The sequence below is a fragment of the Pseudomonas sp. KH_046_2 genome (assembly GCF_057838985.1).
The window spans coordinates 4,938,996-4,960,085 of record NZ_CM174480.1 but is presented as its reverse complement, the minus strand read 5'-3'; the positions used below and the strand labels follow the sequence as shown (position 1 = coordinate 4,960,085).

Genomic DNA, 21,090 nt, shown 5'->3' with positions numbered 1-21,090 from the left:
GTGCTGACATCATTTATAAAGGAGCGCATTCATGGCTGTTGGTCTTGGTCCTTTGCCAACGTTGCACCCGGTTGCCGGTTTTGAACTCGGTATCGCCTCGGCCGGCATCAAGCGCCCGGGGCGCAAGGATGTTGTGGTCATGCGCTGTGTTGAAGGCTCCACGGTTGCTGGCGTGTTCACCCTGAACGCCTTTTGCGCCGCACCGGTGATCCTGGCTAAACAGCGCGTACAAGGCCCTGTGCGTTACCTGCTGACCAACACCGGCAATGCCAACGCCGGCACGGGCGAACCTGGCCTGGCCGCCGCCGAGCGCACTTGCGCGAAACTGGCCGAGTTGACCGGTGTCGATGCCAGCCAGGTGCTGCCGTATTCCACCGGTGTGATCGGCGAGCCGTTGCCTGTGGAGAAAATCGAAGGCGCGCTGCAAGCGGCCCTCGACGACTTGTCGATCCACAACTGGGAAGCTGCCGCCACCGGCATCATGACCACCGACACCCTGCCAAAAGGTGCCAGCCGTCAGTTCCAGCACGACGGTGTGACCATCACCGTTACCGGCATCAGCAAAGGCGCCGGCATGATTCGCCCGAACATGGCGACCATGCTCGGCTACATCGCCACTGACGCCAAAGTCTCCCGCGACGTGCTGCAAAACCTGATGCTCGATGGCGCCAACAAGTCGTTCAACCGCATCACCATCGATGGCGACACCTCGACCAACGACTGCTGCATGCTGATCGCCACGGGGCAGGCTGCATTGCCGGAAATCACCCGCGCCGAAGGCGAGTTGTTCGCCAAATTGAAGCAGGCTGTGTTCGAAGTGTGCATGGACGTGGCCCAGGCCATCGTTCGCGATGGTGAAGGCGCGACCAAGTTCGTCACCGTTGAAGTCAATGGCGGCGGCAATCACCAGGAATGCCTGGACGTTGGTTACACCGTGGCCCACTCGCCGCTGATCAAGACCGCGCTGTTCGCGTCCGACCCGAACTGGGGCCGTATCCTGGCAGCCGTCGGCCGTGCCGGTGTGCCGAACCTGGACGTGAGCAAGATCGATGTATTCCTCGGTGAAGTGTGCATTGCCAGTCGTGGCGCGCGCGCGGCGACCTACACCGAAGCCCAGGGCGCAGCGGTGATGCAGCAGGAAGAAATCACCATCCGTATCGAGTTGGGTCGTGGCGATTGCAGCGAAACCATCTGGACCACCGACCTGTCCCACGAATACGTGAAGATCAACGCCGAGTACCGTACGTAAGACCGAGTCGCCCCTATCGCGGGCAAGCCCGCTCCCACAGGTTCAGTGGCGTACACAAAGGTTGTGTTCAGCGCGATTACTGTGGGAGCGGGCTTGCCCGCGATGACGGATGACCGAACGCTAGAGATTTTGGCCTGTCCCCTCATCAAAAGGTCCCGAACATGAGCCTGCACCTGATCATCGGCGACAAACTGCATTCCTCCTGGTCCCTGCGCGGCGCCCTGGCCCTCGACCTGACCGGCGCTTCCTACACCGAAGAACTGATCAAGCTGAACCAGCCGGACACTCGTGAGCGTCTGCTCAAGCATTCGCCGACCTGTAAAGTCCCGCTGCTGAAAACCGGACACGGCACCATCGCCGACTCCCTGGCGATTGCCGAATACCTGGCAGAACAGTTTCCCGACGCGAAGCTGTGGCCCAAAGATACTGCCGCCCGTGCCCAGGCGCGCTCGGCGTGCGCGCAGATGCACAGTGGCTTTTTCGCCATGCGCGGCAACATGCCGTTCGACCTGAGCCATGACGCCGCGCTGTCGCCGATCCCGGCCGATGTCCAGGCGGACATCGAGCGCATGTCAGCGTTGTGGGCCGAATGTCGTGCCGCTGCGACCGAGAGCGGTCCGTACCTGTTTGGCCGCATCACGTTGGCCGACGCGTTCTTTGCACCCATCGCCGTGCGCCTGCGCACCTATCGGGTGAAACTGTCCGCGGCTGACGAAGCCTATGTTGAAACCCTCTACCAATGGCCAGCGTTCAAGGCCTGGCAGAAGGCCGGACTGGAGGAGTTGCAAAGGTGAAACGAGTCCATGTCGCCGCCGCCGTCATCCGCGATGGCAGTGGCCAAATCCTGATCGCCCGTCGTGCGGATTCACAGCACCAGGGTGGCCTGTGGGAGTTTCCCGGGGGCAAGGTCGAGGCCGACGAGTCGGTCGAAACCGCACTGGCCCGCGAACTTCATGAGGAACTGGGCATTGTGGTCGGCGCGGCACGCCCGCTGATCAAGGTCCGGCACGATTACCCGGACAAGCAGGTGTTGCTGGATGTCTGGGAAGTCTCGGCGTTTACCGGCGAGCCCCACGGCGCCGAAGGCCAGCCGTTGGCCTGGGTGTCGCCCCGCGACCTGTCGGATTACGAGTTTCCGGTGGCCAATCAGCCGATCGTCGCCGCCGCGAAGTTACCCGCTCAGTACCTGATTACCCCGGAAGACCTGGAAACCCCGGCGCTGCTGCGCGGTATCCAGAAGGCCATTGCCGGCGGCATCAAATTGATCCAACTGCGTGCACCGAACGGTTACGACCCGAAATACCGCGACCTGGCCGTGGATGCGGTAGGGCTGTGTGCCGGCAAGGCGCAATTGATGATCAAGGGGCCGTTCGAATGGCTGGGTGACTTCCCGTCCGCGGGTTGGCACATCACCTCGGCGCAGTTGCGCAAGTACGCAGCGGCTGGTCGACCGCTACCGGCATCGCGCTGGCTGGCGGCGTCGTGCCATAACGCTGAAGAGCTGGCGCTGGCCGAACAGATGGGGGTGGATTTCGTGACCTTGTCGCCGGTGCAGCCGACCCTGACTCACCCTGGCGCCGAGCCGTTGGGTTGGGAGCAGGCGTCGAGCTTGATCGAAGGATTCAGCAAGCCGGTGTTCCTGCTGGGTGGGGTTGGCCCGGTGGAGGTCGAGAAAGCCTGGTCGGCGGGTGCGCAGGGTGTGGCGGGTATTCGGGCGTTTTGGCCTGATTCCCAGTGATGCAAATGGCCTCATCGCGAGCAGGCTCGCTCCTACATGGATCGCATTCCTACTGTTGGAGCTCGGTCAATTGTAGGAGCGAGCCTGCTCGCGATGGGGGCGCGAACGACACCGATTAGACCTCAGGCTTCGCCGCCGGCTGCCAAAGAATCTCCGCCACTCCCTGACGCTTGGCAATCAGCCGCGCCACCACAAACAACAAATCTGACAACCGATTGATGTACGCCAGGCCAACCCCGGCCAACGGCTCAATCGCATTGAGTTGCTGACAGCGCCGTTCTGCGCTGCGCGCCAGGCTGCGGCAGACATGGGCCTGGGCAATCAGCGTCGAGCCGCCGGGCAAGATGAAGTTTTCCAGCGGCCCCAACTCTTCATTCCACACATCGATCGCCGCTTCCAGGCGTTCGATTTCCGCTGCATTCAACGCCTGATACACCGGCATTGCCAGTTCGCCACCCAGATCAAACAACCGATGCTGGCAGGGAGCTAATACCTCGATTACTTCGTTCAGGCCCGGAAACTGAGCAGTTTGCGCCGCCAACCCGGCCAGAAGCACCCCAACCTGGCTGTTCAGAGTATCGACTTCGCCAATGGCCTCGATCCGCGGGTGATCCTTGGGTACGCGACGACCATCGCCCAGCCCGGTCTCGCCTTTGTCGCCAGTACGGGTGTAAATCTTCGACAAACGAAAGCCCATGGTTACCTCGATAGCAGATTGAGTTCTTGCTGCACAGACGGCGTGTTCGCCAAGGGCAGGCGCAAGGTGAAACAGGTGCCTTGGCCAAGAGTCGATTGCACTTCCATCTGCCCCTTGTGGTTATTGGTGATGATGAAGTACGACACCGACAGGCCAAGCCCGGTACCCTGGCCGATTTCCTTGGTGGTGAAAAACGGTTCGAAGGTCCGTTTGCGCACGTTTTCGCTCATGCCGATGCCGTTGTCCTCGACCTGAATTTCCGCCCATGGCGGATTCAGCCTGGTGCGCAGAATGATCCGCCCCGGCTCGCTGTCGTCTTCGCGCTGGTGGATGGCTTGCGCGGCGTTTTTCAACAGGTTGAGCAGCACTTGCTCCAGTTCGTTGGCGGTGCCGGGGACCGGTCCCAGGGTCGGATCGAACTGGCGAATGATGGCCTGGCCCTTGAAGTCGAAGCCGATAGCCAGGTCGAAATCGTTACCGGCGATCTCCACCGCCTGGTCGATCAGGGCGGGCAGGTCGCACGGGGCCATCTGGCGGGTGCTGCGACGGCTGAAACTGAGCATGTGGGTGACGATTTTCGCCGCCCGGGCACCGGCCTGCTGGATGCCGTCGAGCAACTGTGGCACTTCGCGGATTTGCAGGTACTGGTTGACCGTCGCCAGTTCGATGCCGGCCTGTTCGGCCACTTCGAGGTTCTTCGGCAAATCGGGCGACAGGCGTCGGCGAATGTTTTGCACGTTGTGCAGGATCGCGCCCAGCGGGTTGTTGATCTCGTGGGCCATGCCGGCGGCAAGGCCTCCCACCGAAAGCATTTTTTCCGACTGCACCATCATCTCTTCAAGGGACAGGCGTTGGGTGATGTCATCGATCCGGATCACCACGCCGCGCCCGGCACCGCCCATCAATGGATAGAAGGTCAGGGCATAGTGGCGGGGTTCGTCGTCCTTGAGCCAGGTGACACGTTCGATCTTGGCCACCGTATGCTGCTCGACCGTTTCCTTGAGTTGCGGCAGGAACGGCTTGAGCGGTTCGAAGGCGAGGAAGATGGGCTGGTTCAGGGCCTCATCCAGGCGCGTGCCGGACAGGGCGCTGGCCTCCTGGTTCCATTGCGTCACGTAGAGTTGTTCGTCGAGGGCGATCAGCGCCGACGGCATGGAGTCGATGATGCTGTTGAGGTAGTTCTGGAAACCGGTGAGCTTTTTCTCGATCTTGCTGCGCACCTGGACTTCGAGCTCCAGTTTGCGGTTGGTATGGCGGGTTTCTTCCGCCAGACCCTGGGCCTGGTCATAGGCTGCCTGGGAGTCGTCCCGGGCCCGCTTGAGTTGCTGCTCCCTGGCCTCGATCCGCGAGAGCATGGTGTTGAACGCCTCGGCGAGGCTGCCTATTTCATCGTGGTTCCCTCGCGAAGCGCGCAGTGCGTAGTTTTCTTCACGGGTGACCTGCCTGGACAACTCTTCGAGCTGGTGGATCGGCCGGGTAATCAGGCGCTTGATCTGCCGGGCAATGATCAGCCACAGCAGTACGCTGAAGATCAGAATCCCCAGGCTCGCCGTCAGGGTCCCGGTGTAGAACGCCACTGGCAGTTCGCTTGAGGCCACCAACAGCAGGTGCCCTGGTGCCGCACCGGTGCGGGGCAGGGGGATGACTTGGTTGGTACGAAACTCGGTGGCCTGCCAGTCTTCGATATGCCGGAAACGCTTCGGCAGCTCCAGGTTGTCGCCATGCTGCAATTGCGCCAACCGCTCACCCTTTCCGTCATACAGGGCCGCCGCGCGCAATGGTGAATAGCTGTTGAGTTCATTCAGCAGGCGCTCGGCGCTTTGCGGTGACGCCAGGGCCTCGGAGGCCAGGCTCGGGTTGGATACCAGCCGGCCGATGGTCTGCAGGGCCTGGGGCGCCATGCTTTCCTGGGAGATGTAGTAGGCGGCGCTGATAAAGGTCAGATTGGCAACCAGCAGGACGGTGACCATCAGTACCAGCAGGGCGGCCAGCAGTTTCTGGCCGACGGGCAGGTTTTCAAGGCGCTGGCGCAATGGCATCGGATTCATCGCAGACAAGGAACAAGTGGCCAGCGTAGCCGCTGCTCAGTCGCTGGGCAATCCAAGGCTTTGCAGGCGGGCGATCAACCTTGCCTCAAGCTGATTGAGGTGAGGCAGGTTCAGTTGATGGCGCCCGGCCACTTTGCAGGCGTAACCGAGCAGATAGCTGATTTCCGTGCGGCGCTGGCTCGTGACGTCCTGATGCATCGAGGAGTAGTTGGCTGCGGTGGCGTGAATCACCCGTTCGACTTCCGGCAGCAGGTTTTCGGCCGCTGCCGGCTGACCGCAACGCTCGAGCAACTCCACCAGTTCACCGCACAGGGTGGCGACTTCGCAGTGATGTTGCTGCAAACCGCCGTTGCGGCAATCGTGCAGCACCGTCAGCGGATTGATCGCACAATTGAGGGCGAGTTTACGCCACAGCCGGGTCAGGATTTCGGTGCTCCATTCGTGGGGGATACCGGCAGCGCTCAGGTCATCGAGCCAGATCGGCGCCACCGGATGGCTCGCATCCCCCAGCCAGGTGAAGCCATGCCCGGCAAACACCACGCGCCAATCGCCATCGCGGAAGGCTCCTTCCGTGCTCGAGGCATAGATGCAGCGTGCCTGAGGAACCTGTGCGGCCACCGCGTCCTGACTGCCCAGGCCATTTTGCAGCAGGATCAGTTCGGCGCCTGGGGCCAGGCGTGGCGCCAATCGAGCCACCGCACTTTCGGTATCGTAGGCTTTACACGCCACCAGCAGGCGGTTGATCGGTTGGCTGCTGTCGGCTGTCTCGGCGGGCACGGCATAGAGCTGCGCCTCGCCGTGTTCCACCAGGGTCAATCCACCGGCCGCCTCATAGGCCTGAAGTCTCGCGGTGTCCCGCAGGATCAGCCTGACCGGCACGCCAGCCCGTGCCAGACGTGTCGCCCATAAAGTGCCGAGGCTGCCGGCGCCCAGTACATGCCAGGTGGTGGACATCAGCTTTTTGCTCTGTTTAAGGCGTGCATCGGCAGCTCGCAGTGAATGATGGGAAAGACCCGTTATAATCAGCGCGGATTTTAACCGCAAGCCAGGCGTGCTCCATCAGTACGCCTTTAAATTTGGAGAGATTACATGCCGTCGTTCGACGTGGTATCCGAACTGGACAAACACGAAGTCACCAACGCGGTCGAGAACGCCGTCAAGGAACTCGATCGTCGTTATGACCTGAAAGGCAAAGGCAGCTTCGAGTTCAAGGAAAAAGACCTGACCGTCAACCTGACCGCCGAAGCGGATTTCCAGCTCGAAGCGATGATTGAGATCCTCAAGCTGGCGCTGGTCAAGCGCAAAATCGACGTGCAGTGCCTTGAAGTCAAGGACGCGTTCGCGTCGGGCAAGCTGATGAAGCAGGAAGCCGTCCTCAAGGAAGGCATCGACAAGGAGCTGGCGAAGAAAATCGTCGCTCATGTCAAGGACGCCAAGCTCAAGGTCCAGGCGGCCATTCAGGGCGAGCAGGTTCGCATCACCGGCAAAAAGCGTGATGACCTGCAAGAAGCCATTGCAGTGTTGCGGGCCAAGGAATTCGGTATGCCGCTGCAGTTCAACAACTTCCGCGACTGAGTCTGAAAGCGGGAACCTCTTGGCGTTTGCGACGTCGCAGATCCAAGCAACGGCAGAAACGATTGAGCCCGTCGCAGTTCGGTCTTTCTGCCGCTTTTTTTACGCATGCCGGGTAGCCGGAAAACAGGAGAGTGTAGATGGACTTAAATGCCGAGGTAGACAATCTGGTCAAGGTATCCCAAACCTGGATCCCGATGATCATGGAATACGGCAGTCGTGTACTGCTGGCGGTCATCACCCTGGCCATCGGCTGGTGGCTGATCAACAAGGTCACGAAAAAGCTCGGCGGCCTGATTGCATTGCGTAATGCCGACCTGGCGCTGCAAGGCTTTATCAGCAGCCTGGCGAACATCATCCTCAAGATCCTTCTGATCGTCAGCGTGGCCTCGATGATCGGTGTGGAAACCACTTCGTTTGTGGCGGCGATTGGTGCGGCAGGCCTGGCCATTGGCTTGGCCTTGCAGGGCAGCCTGGCGAACTTCGCCGGTGGCGTGCTGATTTTGCTGTTCCGTCCGTTTCGCATCGGTGACTGGATCGAGGCTCAGGGCATCGCCGGTACTGTCGACAGCATCCAGATTTTCCATACCGTGCTGCGTACCGGTGACAACAAGACCATCATCGTACCTAATGGCAATCTGTCGAATGGCATCATCACCAACACCAATCGTCAAGCGACACGCAAAGTCGTGTTTGACGTTGGCGTGGATTACCTCGCGGATCTGCAAAAGGCCCGGGAAGTGTTGCTGGAACTGGCCAAGGATCAACGCGTATTGGTTGAGCCGGCACCGGAAGCGGTCATTTCCATGTTGGGCGATAGTTCGATCACTGTCTCGCTGCGAGTGTGGGTCAAGACCGCTGATTATTGGAATGTAATGTTCATGTTTAACGAGCACGCCCGTGATCGCTTGAAGGCAGCCGGTATCGATATTCCATTTCCGCAACGGGTTATTCGAGTGGTTCAGGAATCGGCAGCGGTGTAACGGTCGGTCTTTCGATGAGTGTCTGACTTTTCGGTCAGACATGTTCGACAAGAGCCAGGCCAGTTAAACACAATGCTGTAGCCAATAAAAAAGGTTCTTCACGGAATCCCGGGAAACACAGAAACAAGAACGCCGATTTGATTGATGATGTTCGTGCGAGCAAACACATCTAACAAACCGGCGTTCTTATGCGTGATATTAATACTTTCCTTCCCTTTTGGGAGGGCTTTTCTGTCGTTACGATCAAGCCCGATGGCGATACGCTACAGATCGACCTGATGCCTCACGCCACCCGGTTTCCTTCCTGTGGCGGCTGCCAACAACCGTGTTCAACCACGCATGAGTACTGCCAGCGAGTCATTCGTGATTTGCCCATTCTCGGCCGAGCAGTGCGCCTCAGCGTGTTGCTCCGACGTGTCGGGTGTCGCGACTGTGGCAAACGCATGGAAGCGGTCAGTTGGCTGGATCGCTATGCCCGCATGACACGCCGCCTGGCCGAGGCCGTCATTCAAACCTGCGAGCGCCTGCCCACAAAACACGTGGCTCAACTGTTCGGGCTGCATTGGGACAGTGTGCGGTTGCTGGAGCGTCGAGCCTTGCAAGCGGCGCTGAGTGTTTTGCCAAAGGCGCAGCCACGGCGCCTGGTAATGGACGAATTCGCGCTGTTCAAAGGTCATCGTTACGCCAGCGTCGTGCTGGACGCCGATACCCGGCGAGTGCTGTGGATTGGCGAAGGTCGCAGCCGTGCGGCGATCAGGCCATTCTTCGAAGAGCTGGGCCCAGAGGGTTGCGCTCGCATCGAAGCGGTGGCGATGGACATGAACACCGCTTTTGACCTGGAGGTTCGTCAGCACTGCCCAAAAGCGCGCGTGGTCTACGACCTCTTCCATGTGGTGGCCAAATATGGCCGAGAGGTGATTGATCGAGTCCGCGTCGATGAAGCTAATCGGCTACGTCATGACAAGCCTGCCCGAAAGGTCATCAAGCAAGCGCGATGGCTGTTGCTGCGCAACCCGCAGAACCTGAAAACGCCGGAGCAACAGGTGCGTTTGGAGGATCTGCTGGCGGCCAACCAAGCGTTAATGACGGTCTATTTGATGAAGGCTGAACTCAAAACGCTTTGGACACCGAGCACCGCCTGGGGCTGGCGATCAGCCTGGCAGCAATGGCTGCGCCATGCGCATGAAAGCGAAATACCGCCTCTGATCCAGTTTGCCAAACGACTGAAGGGTTACTGGCGGGGCATCGTCAGCCGGGTTCGCTGGCCGATGCATACGGGCCAGTTGGAAGGCATCAACAATCGAATCAAGGTCATCAAGCGGATGGCGTACGGTTACCGGGACAGCGAATTCTTTTTCATGAAGATCAAGAGCGTCTTTCCCGGTAATCCGTGAAGAACCATAAAAAAGGCCCATCCGAAGATGGGCCTTTTGTTTGTTACCGCAAACTAGATGGATGCGATTACAAGATCGACAGCGGGTAGTCGACGATCACACGGAACTCTTTCACGTCGCCTTCACCTTCGTCGGCGTTAGCAAAGTGCCAAGCTTGACGGAAGCGAACGGACAGATCTTTTGCCGGGCCAGACTGAACAACGTACTTGGCTTCGAAGTTGGTTTCGTTGTGTTTGCCATCTGCACCGTACAGGCCGGTGTAAGCGCTGCCTGCTGGGGTGTTGGTACCGTCGATGTCCCAACCTTTCACGTAACGGGTCATGAAGCTCAGACCTGGAACGCCGTACTCAGCCATTTTCAGATCGTAACGGATCTGGGCCGACTTCTCGCCAGGGGCGTTGAAGTCAGAGTACTGGATGGAGTTGGCGAGGAAGATCGAGTCGCCGCCACGGTTGTTCTTGCCGATACCGATGTAGTCGAACGGGGTATCGCCATTAACCTTTTGGAAGGCCAGGGTGATGGTGTGCGCTTTCAGGAACGACAGAGCGGTTGCCAGCGAGAATGCAGTGTTGCTGATGTCACCGGCTTTCGCGTCACCGGTATCGGTGGTGCGATAGATGTTGAAGTCAGTGTTCAGCGACGTGTCACCACCAAATGGGGTAGTGAGGTTCACGTTGGCGTAGTACTGGTTCCAGATGTCTTCCAGCTTGGCGCCGTACAGGGATGCCGACAGGTTGTCGGTGATGCCGTACTTACCACCGAAGTAGTCGATGCTGTCGGCTTGCACGCCGGCGTAGTTTGCAAACAGGTCGCCATCGCGGGAGTTTTTGTCCTGGCTGGAACCCGAGTAGAAGTGACCGGCTTCGAGATCAAGGTCTTTGATTTCGCTGCTCTGCAGTTGGAGACCGCTGGCAACTTGAGGAAGGATACGGGAACCGCCAACAGCAAACACTGGAGAAGTGCTTGGCGACATGTCACCGGCCTTCAGCTCGGTTTTGGAGACGCGGAATTTAATTGCGCCACCGGCTTTACCCTGGCTGTCGTTGACGTTGCGGCCACCGTTGGCGTTGACGGTGTCGCTACGGCTCATGTTACCCGAACCGGAGGTGCCATCGCCGCCATCCAGTTTAATGGCCAGGTAACCGAATGCATCAACACCGACGCCTACAGTACCCTGGGTGTAACCGGAGCTGAAGGTGCCCCAAAGACCTTGGGTCCAGTCTTTGACGTCGCGGGCGCCGTCCTTGTTGTCACGGTTGAAGTAATAGTTGCGAACCAGCAAATCTAACTTCGCGTCTTCAACAAAGCCTTTGGCTTCAGCCTGGTCACTTACGAAAGGGGCGGCCGTAGCCAATTGGGTACTGGCTGCTGCTGCAACTGCCAGTGCGATCATGCTCCACTTCATCACGCGCATCGTGATTTGCTCCTTTGGTTTTAGAAGAGTACTGCCGTCCCACCTGGTTTATTATCTGGGCGGCTCTTTCTTTTTGTGTCGGCGCAAACTTATATCACGCCGACAATGTTGGCGATACTTGCGCATCTAACCTTTCGCCTTCTTTACGACCCTGTCGCAAACAGCGTGGTAGATGTCGCAAATTTCCAGCTCCGACGCAACAGGGCGGACAACTTTAATGCTGTTTTTTGCGCCTTGTCGTCGGTAAAAAGAGTCCTGGTGAAACGTTTGAATCTCCATCGGGCTACCTTGCCACTATTTTTTTTGCCTGAGGGCCTCCGCTTCCAGCGGGTGCCACTCCGGCGATGTTGGGTATGAATGCAATAAGCGTGCACAAAATCGTGTTTTGTTACGTTTTTTTTCTAATTGACTGCCAAGTACTGTCAAAACCTCATAAAACCGGGGGGTTCAAGCGCTTTTGGTTTGGGCTTGACGCCTTGCCTGACATCATGTTTCGCCCTTCTGGTCGACAGCCTGGCAACCAAAAATGTTACCGGTTCACCCCACCACTGAGTAAATGGCGGATGTCGAAGCGTTCAGCGTAGACTCACTGTGCGGTTTTGGTGCAAAAAATTTTAGCCCTGTACTGAATTCATCTCTGTAGGTCGCTTGCCTGAAGCGAACTTCTCCTTGTTGATCAGTCATTTCGGCGTTTTTTGCCTGCCGTTCGGTTCTGTAATAGTGCGCGGCGGCGAAAACTGTCTCATTCGGGGGCGGCTGTCAGTTTTTTGCTGGCGCTCGTGGCCTCGATGCAAGGTTCGCCGTGAAGCCTGCGCCGTTCGCAGGTATGCTGCCGTCCGGTCGCTTGGTGCGCTGTCCTTCTGGATGGGCGCTAAGCTGAAAATGATGACCCGGCGGGAGTACGCGCAGTGTTCGCTTTAGATCCACGACTTCAACAAGACACGTTACTGATCGGGGACTTTCCGCTCTGCCGGTTGCTGCTGTCCAACGATTCGAACTATCCCTGGTTCATCCTGGTACCTCGTCGCGAGGCTATCAGTGAGATATTTCAGTTGGATGTCGCAGACCAGCAGCGGCTGTGGCAGGAGACGACGACGCTTTCGCAAGTGCTGAAGGACTCGTTCGATGCGGACAAGTTGAATGTGGCGGCGCTGGGCAATGTCGTCAGTCAGTTGCACATGCATGTGATTGTGCGCAAACGCGAAGATGCTGCCTGGCCAGCGCCGGTTTGGGGTAAGCATCCGGCAAAATCCTACAGTTCGGAGCAGATCGCCGCGATTCGCGAGCGTTTGCGCTTGATTTTGACCGATGATTTTACGTTTCTGGAGGGCTGAACCATGAGCCTGGAAGAACGCGTTACCGAGCTTGAAAGCCGTCTGGCGTTTCAGGATGACACCATCCAGGCATTGAACGATGTGCTGGTGGCACAGCAGCGGGTGGTCGAGCGCCTGCAGCTTCAAATGGCCGCACTGCTCAAGCGGCAGGAGGAAATGGTCGGGCAGTTCGAGTCATTCGAAGAAGAGGCGCCGCCGCCCCACTATTAAGTAAATCGCAGACATAAAAAAAACCGCGGACAGCTCGGCTGTGCGCGGTTTTTTTTGGCCTTGAATCAGCGGCGCGGCAGTGCGGCGATCACATCTTCGGCTTGCAGGCCCTTGTCACGATTCATGACGGAGAACTCCACGCGCTGGCCTTCGACCAGGACGCGGTGGCCTTCACCGCGAATGGCCCGGAAGTGGACGAAGATATCGTCGCCGGAGTCGCGGGAGATGAAGCCGAAGCCTTTGGATGTGTTGAACCACTTCACTGTGCCGGTATCGCGGTTGCTCATGTCGTAGCTTGGCGAGGCGGTGGCTGGTGACGACTTGTAGAAGCTGATGCCCAGGTGCAGGGCAACGGCGATCAGGGCTGCGACCAGGCTGAACAGTACCGCGGGTTGACCGGCGATGACGGGCATCGGTGCGATCAGCGTCAGGGTTTGCAGGACTACGCTCAGAACCAGCAGGGCGCTGACCAGGTTTTGCAGTTGGTGACGCGGGCCTTTGTTCCAGTAAGGGATGACAGGCGCAAGTGTGAGGTTGAGCAGGCCGAAAAAGGCCAGGTACAGCGCGTCGGGTTGTTGCAGGTAAGGCAAGGCTTCGGATTGCAGGCTAGGGATGAAGGACAGCAGCAAGGCCGCTGCGCCTATCAACAGATGGACGATTTTCAACATTTTGATTAACTCACGTTAAGGCAGCTCACAAGGAAGAGCTGATGGCGCACGGTTCGCTTCAAGATAATAAAGAGGCGTTGGACACGTACCCGGTATCAGCCTATGCGCCGTGCCCGGAAAAATAGGCATTGGCGACACGCTGTCTATTTAACAGCAAAGCCGCAGGCTACTCAAATCAGGGCGTCCGGCGGCTCTTTTAGGGGCCAATTGACGCAGGTTGCCCCAGGTTGCGGGGCTGCGGTACCTCCCTGCGGCCGACTTGCCGGCCCAGCGCATGCAGGTACATGAAAAAACGACGTGGATGCTTCGCGCGCTTCTTTCCTACATCATTCCATACGGTGCTTCTGAAGGGGGTATCGCTTCACTGCGTGGGAAAAGGTCCGGAGTAGGACGTTCTCCAGGGTCTGCCAAAGGTTGTTGGCTTATCCTACGTCGAGGGTCATAAATTCGGCTGGAAAATACCTTTGCACCTGCGTTTTTATAAGTCGACAGATAGTTGCTCTTAAAGAAACCAGGATGGCAAAGGAGTGTCAGCGTTATGGTTTATGAAAGGCAGGAAGAGGGGCGATACGGTTCGCACAAGGGTGTAAGGGTTGATCCGTTTGTTCGCGAGTTCGATATGGGGCTGGCCCAGCCCTTGTCCCGCTCCGTACGATTGAATGGCTTCGCCACCTGTTTGCGGCTTGAGCAGGTTTATTGGGATATTTTGGGGGAGATGGCCCGGGTCAATGGTTGCTCGGTCAATAACCTGTTGTCTCATGTGGATCGCGAAGTTCACTTGCGCCATGGCGGGGTAAGGAACTTCAGTGGATTGGTTCGGGTTGTCTGTGTCGTGCACAGTCTCAAGGAAGGAGGTTGTGTCGTCAGCGCCTAGGCGGGGCGGCGAAAACAGCAGAGTGTCGGCCTGTGCAGTCTTACGGCTGCACAGGCCGCATTTAATGGATATAATCCCGCTCTTTGCCGCAAAACCCCGCGTGTGCGGTAGCAATCTGATCGCCGAGACAACCTCCATGCCGATGTACGATTATCAATGTGCTTCCTGTGGTCATCAGTTGGAAGCCATTCAAAAGATCAGCGATGCACCGCTGGTCGACTGCCCTGCCTGTCAGGCGCCAGAGCTTAAAAAGTTGCTGTCCATGCCGGGCTTCCGCCTCAGCGGCACGGGTTGGTACGAAACCGATTTCAAGACCGGTTCCAAGAAGAACCTGGCCGGCGGCGACAAAGCTGACTAAGGTCTGGAACCTGAGTTGAACGACACGCGTGCTCCTGCATCACCCGGTGACTTTTTAAAGGCGGGGCTGCTGTAGGATCTCCACCGAATTTCGAATTACGAGAAGTGAAACCACGACCATGATGCGCAGCCATTATTGCGGCCAACTGAACGAAAGCCTGGACGGCCAGGAAATTACCCTTTGCGGATGGGTCCACCGCCGCCGTGACCACGGTGGGGTGATTTTCCTCGATATCCGTGATCGTGACGGTCTGGCCCAGGTCGTGTTCGATCCGGACCGCGCCGAGTCCTTCGCCGCTGCAGATCGCGTGCGCAGCGAGTACGTCGTGAAGATCACCGGTAAGGTTCGCCTGCGTCCGGCCGGTGCGACCAACGCCAACATGGCGTCGGGCATGATCGAAGTCCTCGGCTACGAGCTGGAAGTGCTGAACGAATCGGAAACCCCGCCGTTCCCGTTGAACGAGTTCTCCGACGTCGGCGAAGAAACACGCCTGCGCTATCGCTTCCTCGACCTGCGTCGCCCGGAAATGGCCGAGAAACTGCGTCTGCGCTCGCGCATGACCACCAGCATCCGCCGCTTCCTGGACGAGAACGGCTTCCTCGACGTAGAAACGCCGATCCTGACCCGCGCCACCCCTGAAGGCGCGCGCGACTACCTGGTGCCGAGCCGTACTCACGCCGGTTCGTTCTTCGCCCTGCCGCAATCGCCGCAGCTGTTCAAGCAACTGCTGATGGTCGCCGGCTTCGACCGTTACTACCAGATCGCCAAGTGCTTCCGAGACGAAGACCTGCGGGCCGACCGTCAGCCTGAATTCACCCAGATCGACATCGAGACCAGCTTCCTCGATGAAAAAGAGATCATGGGCCTGACCGAAGAAATGATCCGCAACCTGTTCAAGGAAGTGCTGGGTCTGGAATTCGGCGATTTCCCGCACATGACGTTCGAAGAAGCCATGCGCCGCTACGGTTCCGACAAGCCGGACCTGCGTAACCCGCTGGAGCTGGTCGACGTTGCCGATCAACTGAAAGAAGTCGATTTCAAAGTGTTCAGCGGCCCGGCCAACGATCCGAAATGCCGCATCGCCGCCTTGCGCGTTCCAGGCGGGGCAAGCATGCCGCGCAAGCAGATCGACGATTACACCAAGTTCGTCGGTATCTACGGTGCCAAGGGTCTGGCGTACATCAAGGTCAACGAGCGCGCTGCCGGTGTTGACGGTCTGCAATCGCCGATCGTGAAAAACATTCCTGAGGCCAACCTGAACGTGATCCTCGATCGTGTGGGTGCAGTCGATGGCGACATCGTGTTCTTCGGCGCCGACAAGGCCAAGATCGTCAGTGAAGCGCTGGGCGCACTGCGCATCAAGCTCGGTCACGACCTCAAGCTGTTGACCTGCGAGTGGGCGCCGATGTGGGTCGTCGACTTCCCGATGTTCGAAGAAAACGACGACGGCAGCTTCTCTGCGCTGCACCACCCGTTCACCGCACCGAAGTGCACGCCGCAAGAGCTGGAGGCCAACCCGGCCGGCGCTCTGTCCCGCGCCTACGATATGGTTCTGAACGGCACCGAGCTGGGTGGCGGTTCGATCCGTATCCACCGCAAGGAAATGCAACAGTCGGTGTTCCGTCTGTTGGGTATCAATGAGGCTGAACAGGAAGAGAAATTCGGCTTCCTGCTCGACGCCCTGAAGTACGGTGCACCGCCGCACGGTGGCTTGGCCTTCGGTCTGGACCGTCTGGTAATGCTGATGACCGGCGCCCAGTCGATCCGTGAAGTGATCGCCTTCCCGAAAACCCAGAGTGCTGCCGACGTGATGACGCAAGCACCGGGTGTAGTGGATGCCAAGGCACTGCGCGAGCTGCACATTCGTTTGCGAGAAACGCCAAAGGCTGAGTAAGACGGGCCTGAAGGCGCATCTTCGGATGCGCCTTTTTTCTTTCCTGTCTGTATGGATTGAAAGAAGGTCGAGACTTTTTATTTGCTGGCCAATGCAAGAGCAGGGCGGGCATTGTTTCAAAGAGAATTCGGAGCGAGTTATGGCAGGTCATTCCAAGTGGGCGAACATCAAGCACCGCAAAGAACGTCAGGATGCCAAAAAAGGCAAGATTTTCACCAAGTGGATTCGTGAGCTGACCGTAGCTGCCCGCCAGGGTGGCGGAGATCCAGGGTCCAACCCGCGTCTGCGCCTGGCGTTGGACAAGGCCCTTGGCGCGAACATGAGTCGCGACATCATCGACCGGGCAGTCGCCCGTGGTGCCGGTGCCGCCGATACCGACGACATGGTCGAGCTGACCTACGAAGGTTATGGTCCGGGTGGCGTCGCGGTGATGGTCGAGTGCATGACCGACAACCGTAATCGCACCGCAGCCGCTGTTCGTCACGCGTTCAGCAAGTGCGGCGGCAACCTGGGGACTGACGGTTCGGTGGCCTATCTTTTCGAGCGCAAGGGGCAGATCTCCTTCGCTGCCGGCGTTAACGAAGACGCACTGATGGAAGCCGCCATGGAAGCCGACGCCGATGACGTGGTGACCAACGAAGACGGTTCGATCGACGTGTTCACCTCGTTTGCCGGATTCTATTCCGTGCGTAACGCACTGGAAGCGGCGGGCTTCAAAGGTGACGACGCGGAAATCGTCATGTTGCCGACCACCAGCGCCGAGCTCGATCTGGAAGGTGCCGAGAAAGTCCTCAAGCTGATCGACATGCTCGAGGACCTGGATGATGTGCAAAACGTCTACTCCAATGCGGACATCCCGGAGTCGGTGGCCGCACAGCTCGGTTGATCTGCTTCCTTATGTAGGAGCGAGCCCTGCTCGCGAAAAACCCGAGAACGACGCTAATTTAAAGCGTTGCGTTATCGTTAAGGTCCATCGCGAGCGAGCTCGCTCCTACAGCGAGCGGTGTCATGGCCGACGCGTTATTTCAATTTATCCGCAGGCGTTATGACTTTAATTCTTGGTATCGACCCCGGTTCGCGCATCACCGGTTACGGCGTGGTTCGTGATACCGGCCGTGGCTGTGAGTACGTCGCTTCCGGTTGTATCCGCACTGGTGCCGGCGAGCTGCATGAGCGACTGCAGATTGTCTATCGCGGCGTGCGGGAGATCATTCAGACGTACCATCCGGTGACCATGGGCATCGAAAAGGTGTTCATGGCCCGTAACGCCGATTCCGCCCTGAAGCTGGGGCAGGCCCGTGGCGCCGCGATTGTGGCCGGCGCCGAGGAAAGTCTGGAAATTGCCGAATACACCGCAACCCAGGTCAAGCAGGCGGTCGTCGGCACCGGTGCGGCCAACAAGGAGCAGGTGCAAATGATGGTTATGCACATGCTCAAGCTCACCAGCAAACCGCAGATCGATGCTTCGGACGCCCTGGCCATTGCCATCTGTCACGCCCACACCCGTTCCAGCCTGCTGCCCCATGGGCTGGGAGCTGCACGCAGTCGTGGCGGGCGCCTGCGTCTCTGATAGCATCAGCAATCATTTTCATGGAGTGAGGGCGTTCCGCCTGGGTTGTCGGCGGTATTCCTCGCTCTATCAGTCGCTGGCCAAGAGCTGGCCAACGCTCAAGGATTTGTAACGTGATTGGACGTTTGCGCGGCACCCTGGCTGAGAAGCAGCCTCCCCATCTGATTCTGGATGTAAATGGCCTGGGCTATGAACTTGAAGTGCCCATGACGACCCTTTACCGCTTGCCGTCGGTCGGTGAGCCGCTAACCTTGCATACCCATTTGGTCGTGCGCGAAGACGCACAGTTACTCTATGGTTTTGTCGGCAAGCGTGAGCGCGACTTTTTTCGCGAATTGATCCGCCTCAACGGCGTCGGGCCGAAACTGGCCCTGGCCTTGATGTCGAGCCTGGAAGTCGACGAACTGGTTCGTTGTGTGCAGTCCCAGGACACTTCGGCGCTGACCAAGGTCCCGGGCGTCGGCAAGAAAACCGCCGAACGCTTGCTGGTGGAGCTCAAGGATCGCTTCAAGGCCTGGGAAATCGTACCGGCCATGTTCGCCCTGGTACCGAACCAGCCGGATGGACCGGCCCCGGTGAACACTGCCGAGACTGACGCCGTCAGCGCCTTGATTTCCCTGGGCTACAAGCCCCAGGAAGCGAGCAAGGCTGTGTCTGCGATCAAGGACAAAGATTTGAGCAGTGAAGACATGATCCGCCGCGCCTTGAAGGGAATGATCTAAGTGATTGAAGCTGATCGTCTGATCGCTGCCACGCACAGCCCGCGTGAGCGCGAAGAAGTCCAGGACCGCGCCATTCGCCCGGTCAGCCTGGCCGAATACATTGGCCAGCCGACCGTTCGCGAACAGATGGAGCTGTTCATCCAGGCCGCTCGCGGTCGTAACGAATCCCTGGATCACACGCTGATCTTCGGGCCGCCAGGCCTGGGCAAGACCACCCTCGCCAACATCATCGCCCAGGAAATGGGCGTGTCGATCAAGAGCACCTCGGGGCCGGTGCTGGAGCGCCCCGGTGACCTGGCGGCGCTATTGACCAACCTTGAGCCTCACGATGTGCTGTTTATCGACGAAATCCATCGCCTGTCGCCCATCGTTGAAGAGGTGCTGTACCCGGCCATGGAGGATTTCCAGCTCGACATCATGATTGGTGAGGGGCCGGCCGCGCGTTCGATCAAGCTGGATCTGCCGCCGTTCACCCTGGTCGGCGCAACGACGCGGGCGGGGATGCTGACTAACCCGTTGCGTGACCGTTTCGGCATCGTCCAGCGTCTTGAGTTCTACAATAACGCCGACTTGTCGACGATTGTCAGTCGTTCGGCGAGCATCCTCGGTTTGCCGCTGGACCCGGAGGGCGCATTCGAAATCGCCCGCCGTGCCCGTGGCACGCCGCGGATCGCCAACAGGCTGCTGCGCCGGGTGCGCGATTTCGCCGAAGTTCGCGCCAAGGGGCATATCACCAAACCGATTGCCGACCTGGCGCTTAACCTGCTGGACGTCGACGAGCGTGGCTTCGATCGCCAGGACCGGCGTCTGTTGCTGACCATGATCGAGAAATTCGACGGCGGGCCAGTTGGAGTCGACAGCCTGGCCGCCGCCATCAGCGAAGAGCGTCACACCATTGAAGACGTGCTGGAGCCTTATCTGATCCAGCAGGGCTACATCATGCGCACGCCACGGGGGCGGGTAGTGACGCGGCATGCCTACCTGCATTTCGGTTTAAACATTCCGTCACGATTGGGCGAAATGCCCGTGGTAGACGAGTTTCTCGATGCCGCTGACGATTAATTAACATTGCGTGCTGATTTTTTCGGGCAATGTAGGGTCCCAGGACCGTACTTTCACGAGAAAGCCGCAGAACAATGAAAAACAGTTGCCATGCCGGATTGGCAACCTGAGGAGTAAGCACTAGAGTATGCGCGCGCAAAACGGGCTTGAGCCTTTCGCACATCGTTGTCGCGTTTATTACGAGGACACCGATGCGGGGGGCATCGTGTATTACGTTAATTACCTCAAGTTTATGGAACGGGCTCGAACCGAGCGGCTACGAGATCTGGGCTTTGCCCAATCGCAGCTTGCCGGGGAGGACCTGTTGTTCGTCGTGCATTCCAGCGAAGCGCGCTACCACGCGCCGGCGCGGCTGGACGACGAACTGCTGGTAAGCGCTGAAGTAATCGAATTGAACCGTGCCAGCCTGCGCTTCAAGCAGCAGGTAAGGCGGGCTACGGATAATGCGCTGCTCTGTGAAGGGCAGTTTCTGGTGGCCTGTGTGCGCACTGAAAGTTTAAAACCCCGGGCCATTCCCGAAGCTCTACGAGCGGCCTTTGCCGACGTGAGCGGCGCGGGTACACACTCAAAGCAGGAGATAAAGCGTGGAAGCTAACGTCGTCGACCATTCCTCCATGTGGAGCCTGATCAGCAATGCCAGTATCGTGGTGCAACTGGTAATGCTGATCCTGGTAGCCGCATCGGTGACCTCATGGATCATGATCTTTCAGCGCAGCAACCTGCTGCGCGCCGGTCGACGCGCCCTGGAGAGCTTTGAAGAGCGCTTCTGGTCGGGCATCGACCTGTCCAAGCTCTACCGTCAGGCCGGCAGCAACCCGGACCCGGATTCGGGTGTCGAGCAAATCTTCCGCGCCGGCTTCAAGGAGTTCTCCCGACTGCGTCAGCAGTCAGGCGTTGATCCTGAAGCGGTCATGGAAGGCGTGGCACGCGCCATGCGCGTTGCCATTTCCCGCGAAGAAGAAAAGCTTGAGCAAAGCCTGCCATTCCTGGCCACCGTCGGTTCCGTGAGCCCGTACATCGGCCTGTTCGGTACGGTCTGGGGCATCATGAACTCCTTCCGCGGTCTGGCGAGTGCCCAGCAAGCGACCCTGGCCACTGTTGCCCCAGGCATCGCTGAGGCACTGATTGCTACCGCGATCGGCCTGTTCGCTGCCATTCCGGCTGTTATCGCTTACAACCGTTTTGCTGCTCGCAGCGAAACCCTGCTGGGCCGTTACTACACCTTCGCCGATGAGTTCCAGGCGATCCTGCACCGCAAAGTGCACACCAGCGAAGAATAAGCAGGTAATTTCCAATGGCTTTA

The 21,090-nt window shown here is 58.7% G+C and carries 22 protein-coding genes and 1 pseudogene; 18 read left to right on the top strand and 5 right to left on the bottom strand.

All coding sequences use genetic code 11. The features are described from left to right. Positions 1-31: 31 nt before the first annotated feature. The 3 genes from argJ (at position 32) to AC3IX1_RS22500 (ending at position 2,987) form a co-directional block, all read left to right on the top strand. The gene (argJ, locus tag AC3IX1_RS22510; RefSeq protein WP_108215085.1) at positions 32-1,249 is read left to right on the top strand and encodes a bifunctional glutamate N-acetyltransferase/amino-acid acetyltransferase ArgJ; all 1,218 of its coding nucleotides are present in this window, start codon (positions 32-34) and stop codon (positions 1,247-1,249) included. Positions 1,250-1,410: 161 nt separating this feature from the next. Beyond that, positions 1,411-2,043 carry a glutathione S-transferase family protein gene (locus AC3IX1_RS22505; protein WP_489385875.1) on the top strand — a complete coding sequence of 211 codons (633 nt, stop codon included), beginning with the start codon at positions 1,411-1,413 and terminating at the stop codon, positions 2,041-2,043. After that, complete coding sequence (locus AC3IX1_RS22500; protein ID WP_489385874.1) at positions 2,040-2,987, top strand: Nudix family hydrolase; 948 nt, start codon at positions 2,040-2,042, stop codon at positions 2,985-2,987. The genes AC3IX1_RS22505 and AC3IX1_RS22500 overlap by 4 nt, the downstream gene beginning before the upstream one ends. A 115-nt stretch (positions 2,988-3,102) precedes the next feature. Here AC3IX1_RS22500 and AC3IX1_RS22495 read toward each other — a convergent pair whose 3' ends face one another. From AC3IX1_RS22495 to AC3IX1_RS22485, 3 genes are read right to left on the bottom strand one after another with little or no spacing between them, the layout of a single operon-like run. Beyond that, complete coding sequence (locus AC3IX1_RS22495; RefSeq protein WP_489385873.1) at positions 3,103-3,684, bottom strand: cob(I)yrinic acid a,c-diamide adenosyltransferase; 582 nt, start codon at positions 3,682-3,684, stop codon at positions 3,103-3,105. Between the two features lie 2 nt (positions 3,685-3,686). Then, a complete protein-coding gene (locus tag AC3IX1_RS22490; RefSeq protein ID WP_489388775.1) occupies positions 3,687-5,723 on the bottom strand; it encodes a sensor histidine kinase in 2,037 nt (678 codons plus the stop codon). A 45-nt stretch (positions 5,724-5,768) separates the two neighbouring features. After that, positions 5,769-6,686 carry a putative 2-dehydropantoate 2-reductase gene (locus AC3IX1_RS22485; protein WP_489385872.1) on the bottom strand — a complete coding sequence of 306 codons (918 nt, stop codon included), beginning with the start codon at positions 6,684-6,686 and terminating at the stop codon, positions 5,769-5,771. Between the two features lie 135 nt (positions 6,687-6,821). Here AC3IX1_RS22485 and AC3IX1_RS22480 point away from each other — a divergent pair, with 135 nt between their 5' ends. The 3 genes from AC3IX1_RS22480 (at position 6,822) to AC3IX1_RS22470 (ending at position 9,681) form a co-directional block, all read left to right on the top strand. Beyond that, entirely contained in the window at positions 6,822-7,307 is a 486-nt protein-coding gene (locus tag AC3IX1_RS22480; protein ID WP_007977344.1) for a YajQ family cyclic di-GMP-binding protein, read from the top strand. Positions 7,308-7,444: 137 nt separating this feature from the next. Beyond that, positions 7,445-8,287, top strand: coding sequence for a mechanosensitive ion channel family protein (locus AC3IX1_RS22475; RefSeq protein WP_489385871.1), 843 nt, complete (start codon positions 7,445-7,447; stop codon positions 8,285-8,287). A 188-nt stretch (positions 8,288-8,475) separates the two neighbouring features. Then, positions 8,476-9,681, top strand: a complete 1,206-nt coding sequence (locus AC3IX1_RS22470) for an ISL3 family transposase (RefSeq protein ID WP_489384767.1) — start codon at positions 8,476-8,478, stop codon at positions 9,679-9,681. Between the two features lie 67 nt (positions 9,682-9,748). Here the strand turns inward: AC3IX1_RS22470 and AC3IX1_RS22465 are convergent, their stop codons facing one another. Then, positions 9,749-11,095, bottom strand: coding sequence for an OprD family porin (locus AC3IX1_RS22465; protein WP_489385870.1), 1,347 nt, complete (start codon positions 11,093-11,095; stop codon positions 9,749-9,751). Between the two features lie 908 nt (positions 11,096-12,003). Here AC3IX1_RS22465 and AC3IX1_RS22460 point away from each other — a divergent pair. Further along, positions 12,004-12,429: an HIT family protein gene (locus AC3IX1_RS22460; protein ID WP_489385869.1), complete on the top strand. Its 426-nt coding sequence runs from the start codon at positions 12,004-12,006 to the stop codon at positions 12,427-12,429. Positions 12,430-12,432: 3 nt separating this feature from the next. Continuing rightward, the gene (locus AC3IX1_RS22455) at positions 12,433-12,639 is read left to right on the top strand and encodes a SlyX family protein (RefSeq protein ID WP_008052459.1); all 207 of its coding nucleotides are present in this window, start codon (positions 12,433-12,435) and stop codon (positions 12,637-12,639) included. A gap of 65 nt (positions 12,640-12,704) precedes the next feature. On the opposite strand, the gene AC3IX1_RS22450 is transcribed toward AC3IX1_RS22455, so the two are convergent. Beyond that, positions 12,705-13,307, bottom strand: coding sequence for a cold-shock protein (locus AC3IX1_RS22450; RefSeq protein ID WP_477778296.1), 603 nt, complete (start codon positions 13,305-13,307; stop codon positions 12,705-12,707). A 247-nt stretch (positions 13,308-13,554) separates the two neighbouring features. On the opposite strand from AC3IX1_RS22450, the pseudogene AC3IX1_RS22445 reads away from it, so the two are divergent. The 10 genes and pseudogenes from AC3IX1_RS22445 to tolQ form a co-directional block, all read left to right on the top strand. Next, positions 13,555-13,626 (top strand): annotated as a pseudogene (locus AC3IX1_RS22445) (DNA starvation/stationary phase protection protein); the annotation flags it as partial. Positions 13,627-13,845: 219 nt separating this feature from the next. After that, positions 13,846-14,181 (top strand): ribbon-helix-helix domain-containing protein, encoded by a 336-nt coding sequence (locus AC3IX1_RS22440; protein WP_489385868.1) that lies wholly within the window; start codon positions 13,846-13,848, stop codon positions 14,179-14,181. 136 nt (positions 14,182-14,317) lie between these two features. Then, positions 14,318-14,539 carry an FmdB family zinc ribbon protein gene (locus AC3IX1_RS22435; RefSeq protein WP_032829812.1) on the top strand — a complete coding sequence of 74 codons (222 nt, stop codon included), beginning with the start codon at positions 14,318-14,320 and terminating at the stop codon, positions 14,537-14,539. 118 nt (positions 14,540-14,657) lie between these two features. Continuing rightward, positions 14,658-16,433: an aspartate--tRNA ligase gene (aspS, locus tag AC3IX1_RS22430; protein WP_489385867.1), complete on the top strand. Its 1,776-nt coding sequence runs from the start codon at positions 14,658-14,660 to the stop codon at positions 16,431-16,433. Between the two features lie 139 nt (positions 16,434-16,572). After that, positions 16,573-17,319, top strand: a complete 747-nt coding sequence (locus AC3IX1_RS22425) for a YebC/PmpR family DNA-binding transcriptional regulator (RefSeq protein ID WP_489385866.1) — start codon at positions 16,573-16,575, stop codon at positions 17,317-17,319. A gap of 159 nt (positions 17,320-17,478) precedes the next feature. Continuing rightward, complete coding sequence (gene ruvC, locus AC3IX1_RS22420) at positions 17,479-18,003, top strand: crossover junction endodeoxyribonuclease RuvC (protein ID WP_008015799.1); 525 nt, start codon at positions 17,479-17,481, stop codon at positions 18,001-18,003. Between the two features lie 113 nt (positions 18,004-18,116). Next, positions 18,117-18,725 (top strand): Holliday junction branch migration protein RuvA, encoded by a 609-nt coding sequence (gene ruvA / locus AC3IX1_RS22415; protein WP_489385865.1) that lies wholly within the window; start codon positions 18,117-18,119, stop codon positions 18,723-18,725. After that, the gene (gene ruvB / locus AC3IX1_RS22410) at positions 18,726-19,787 is read left to right on the top strand and encodes a Holliday junction branch migration DNA helicase RuvB (protein WP_489385864.1); all 1,062 of its coding nucleotides are present in this window, start codon (positions 18,726-18,728) and stop codon (positions 19,785-19,787) included. A gap of 127 nt (positions 19,788-19,914) precedes the next feature. Further along, on the top strand, positions 19,915-20,382 hold the full coding sequence (gene ybgC, locus AC3IX1_RS22405) for a tol-pal system-associated acyl-CoA thioesterase (RefSeq protein WP_057713518.1): 468 nt from the start codon (positions 19,915-19,917) through the stop codon (positions 20,380-20,382). Next, positions 20,372-21,067 (top strand): protein TolQ, encoded by a 696-nt coding sequence (tolQ, locus tag AC3IX1_RS22400; RefSeq protein ID WP_150726712.1) that lies wholly within the window; start codon positions 20,372-20,374, stop codon positions 21,065-21,067. The genes ybgC and tolQ overlap by 11 nt, the downstream gene beginning before the upstream one ends. Positions 21,068-21,090 lie beyond the last annotated feature (23 nt).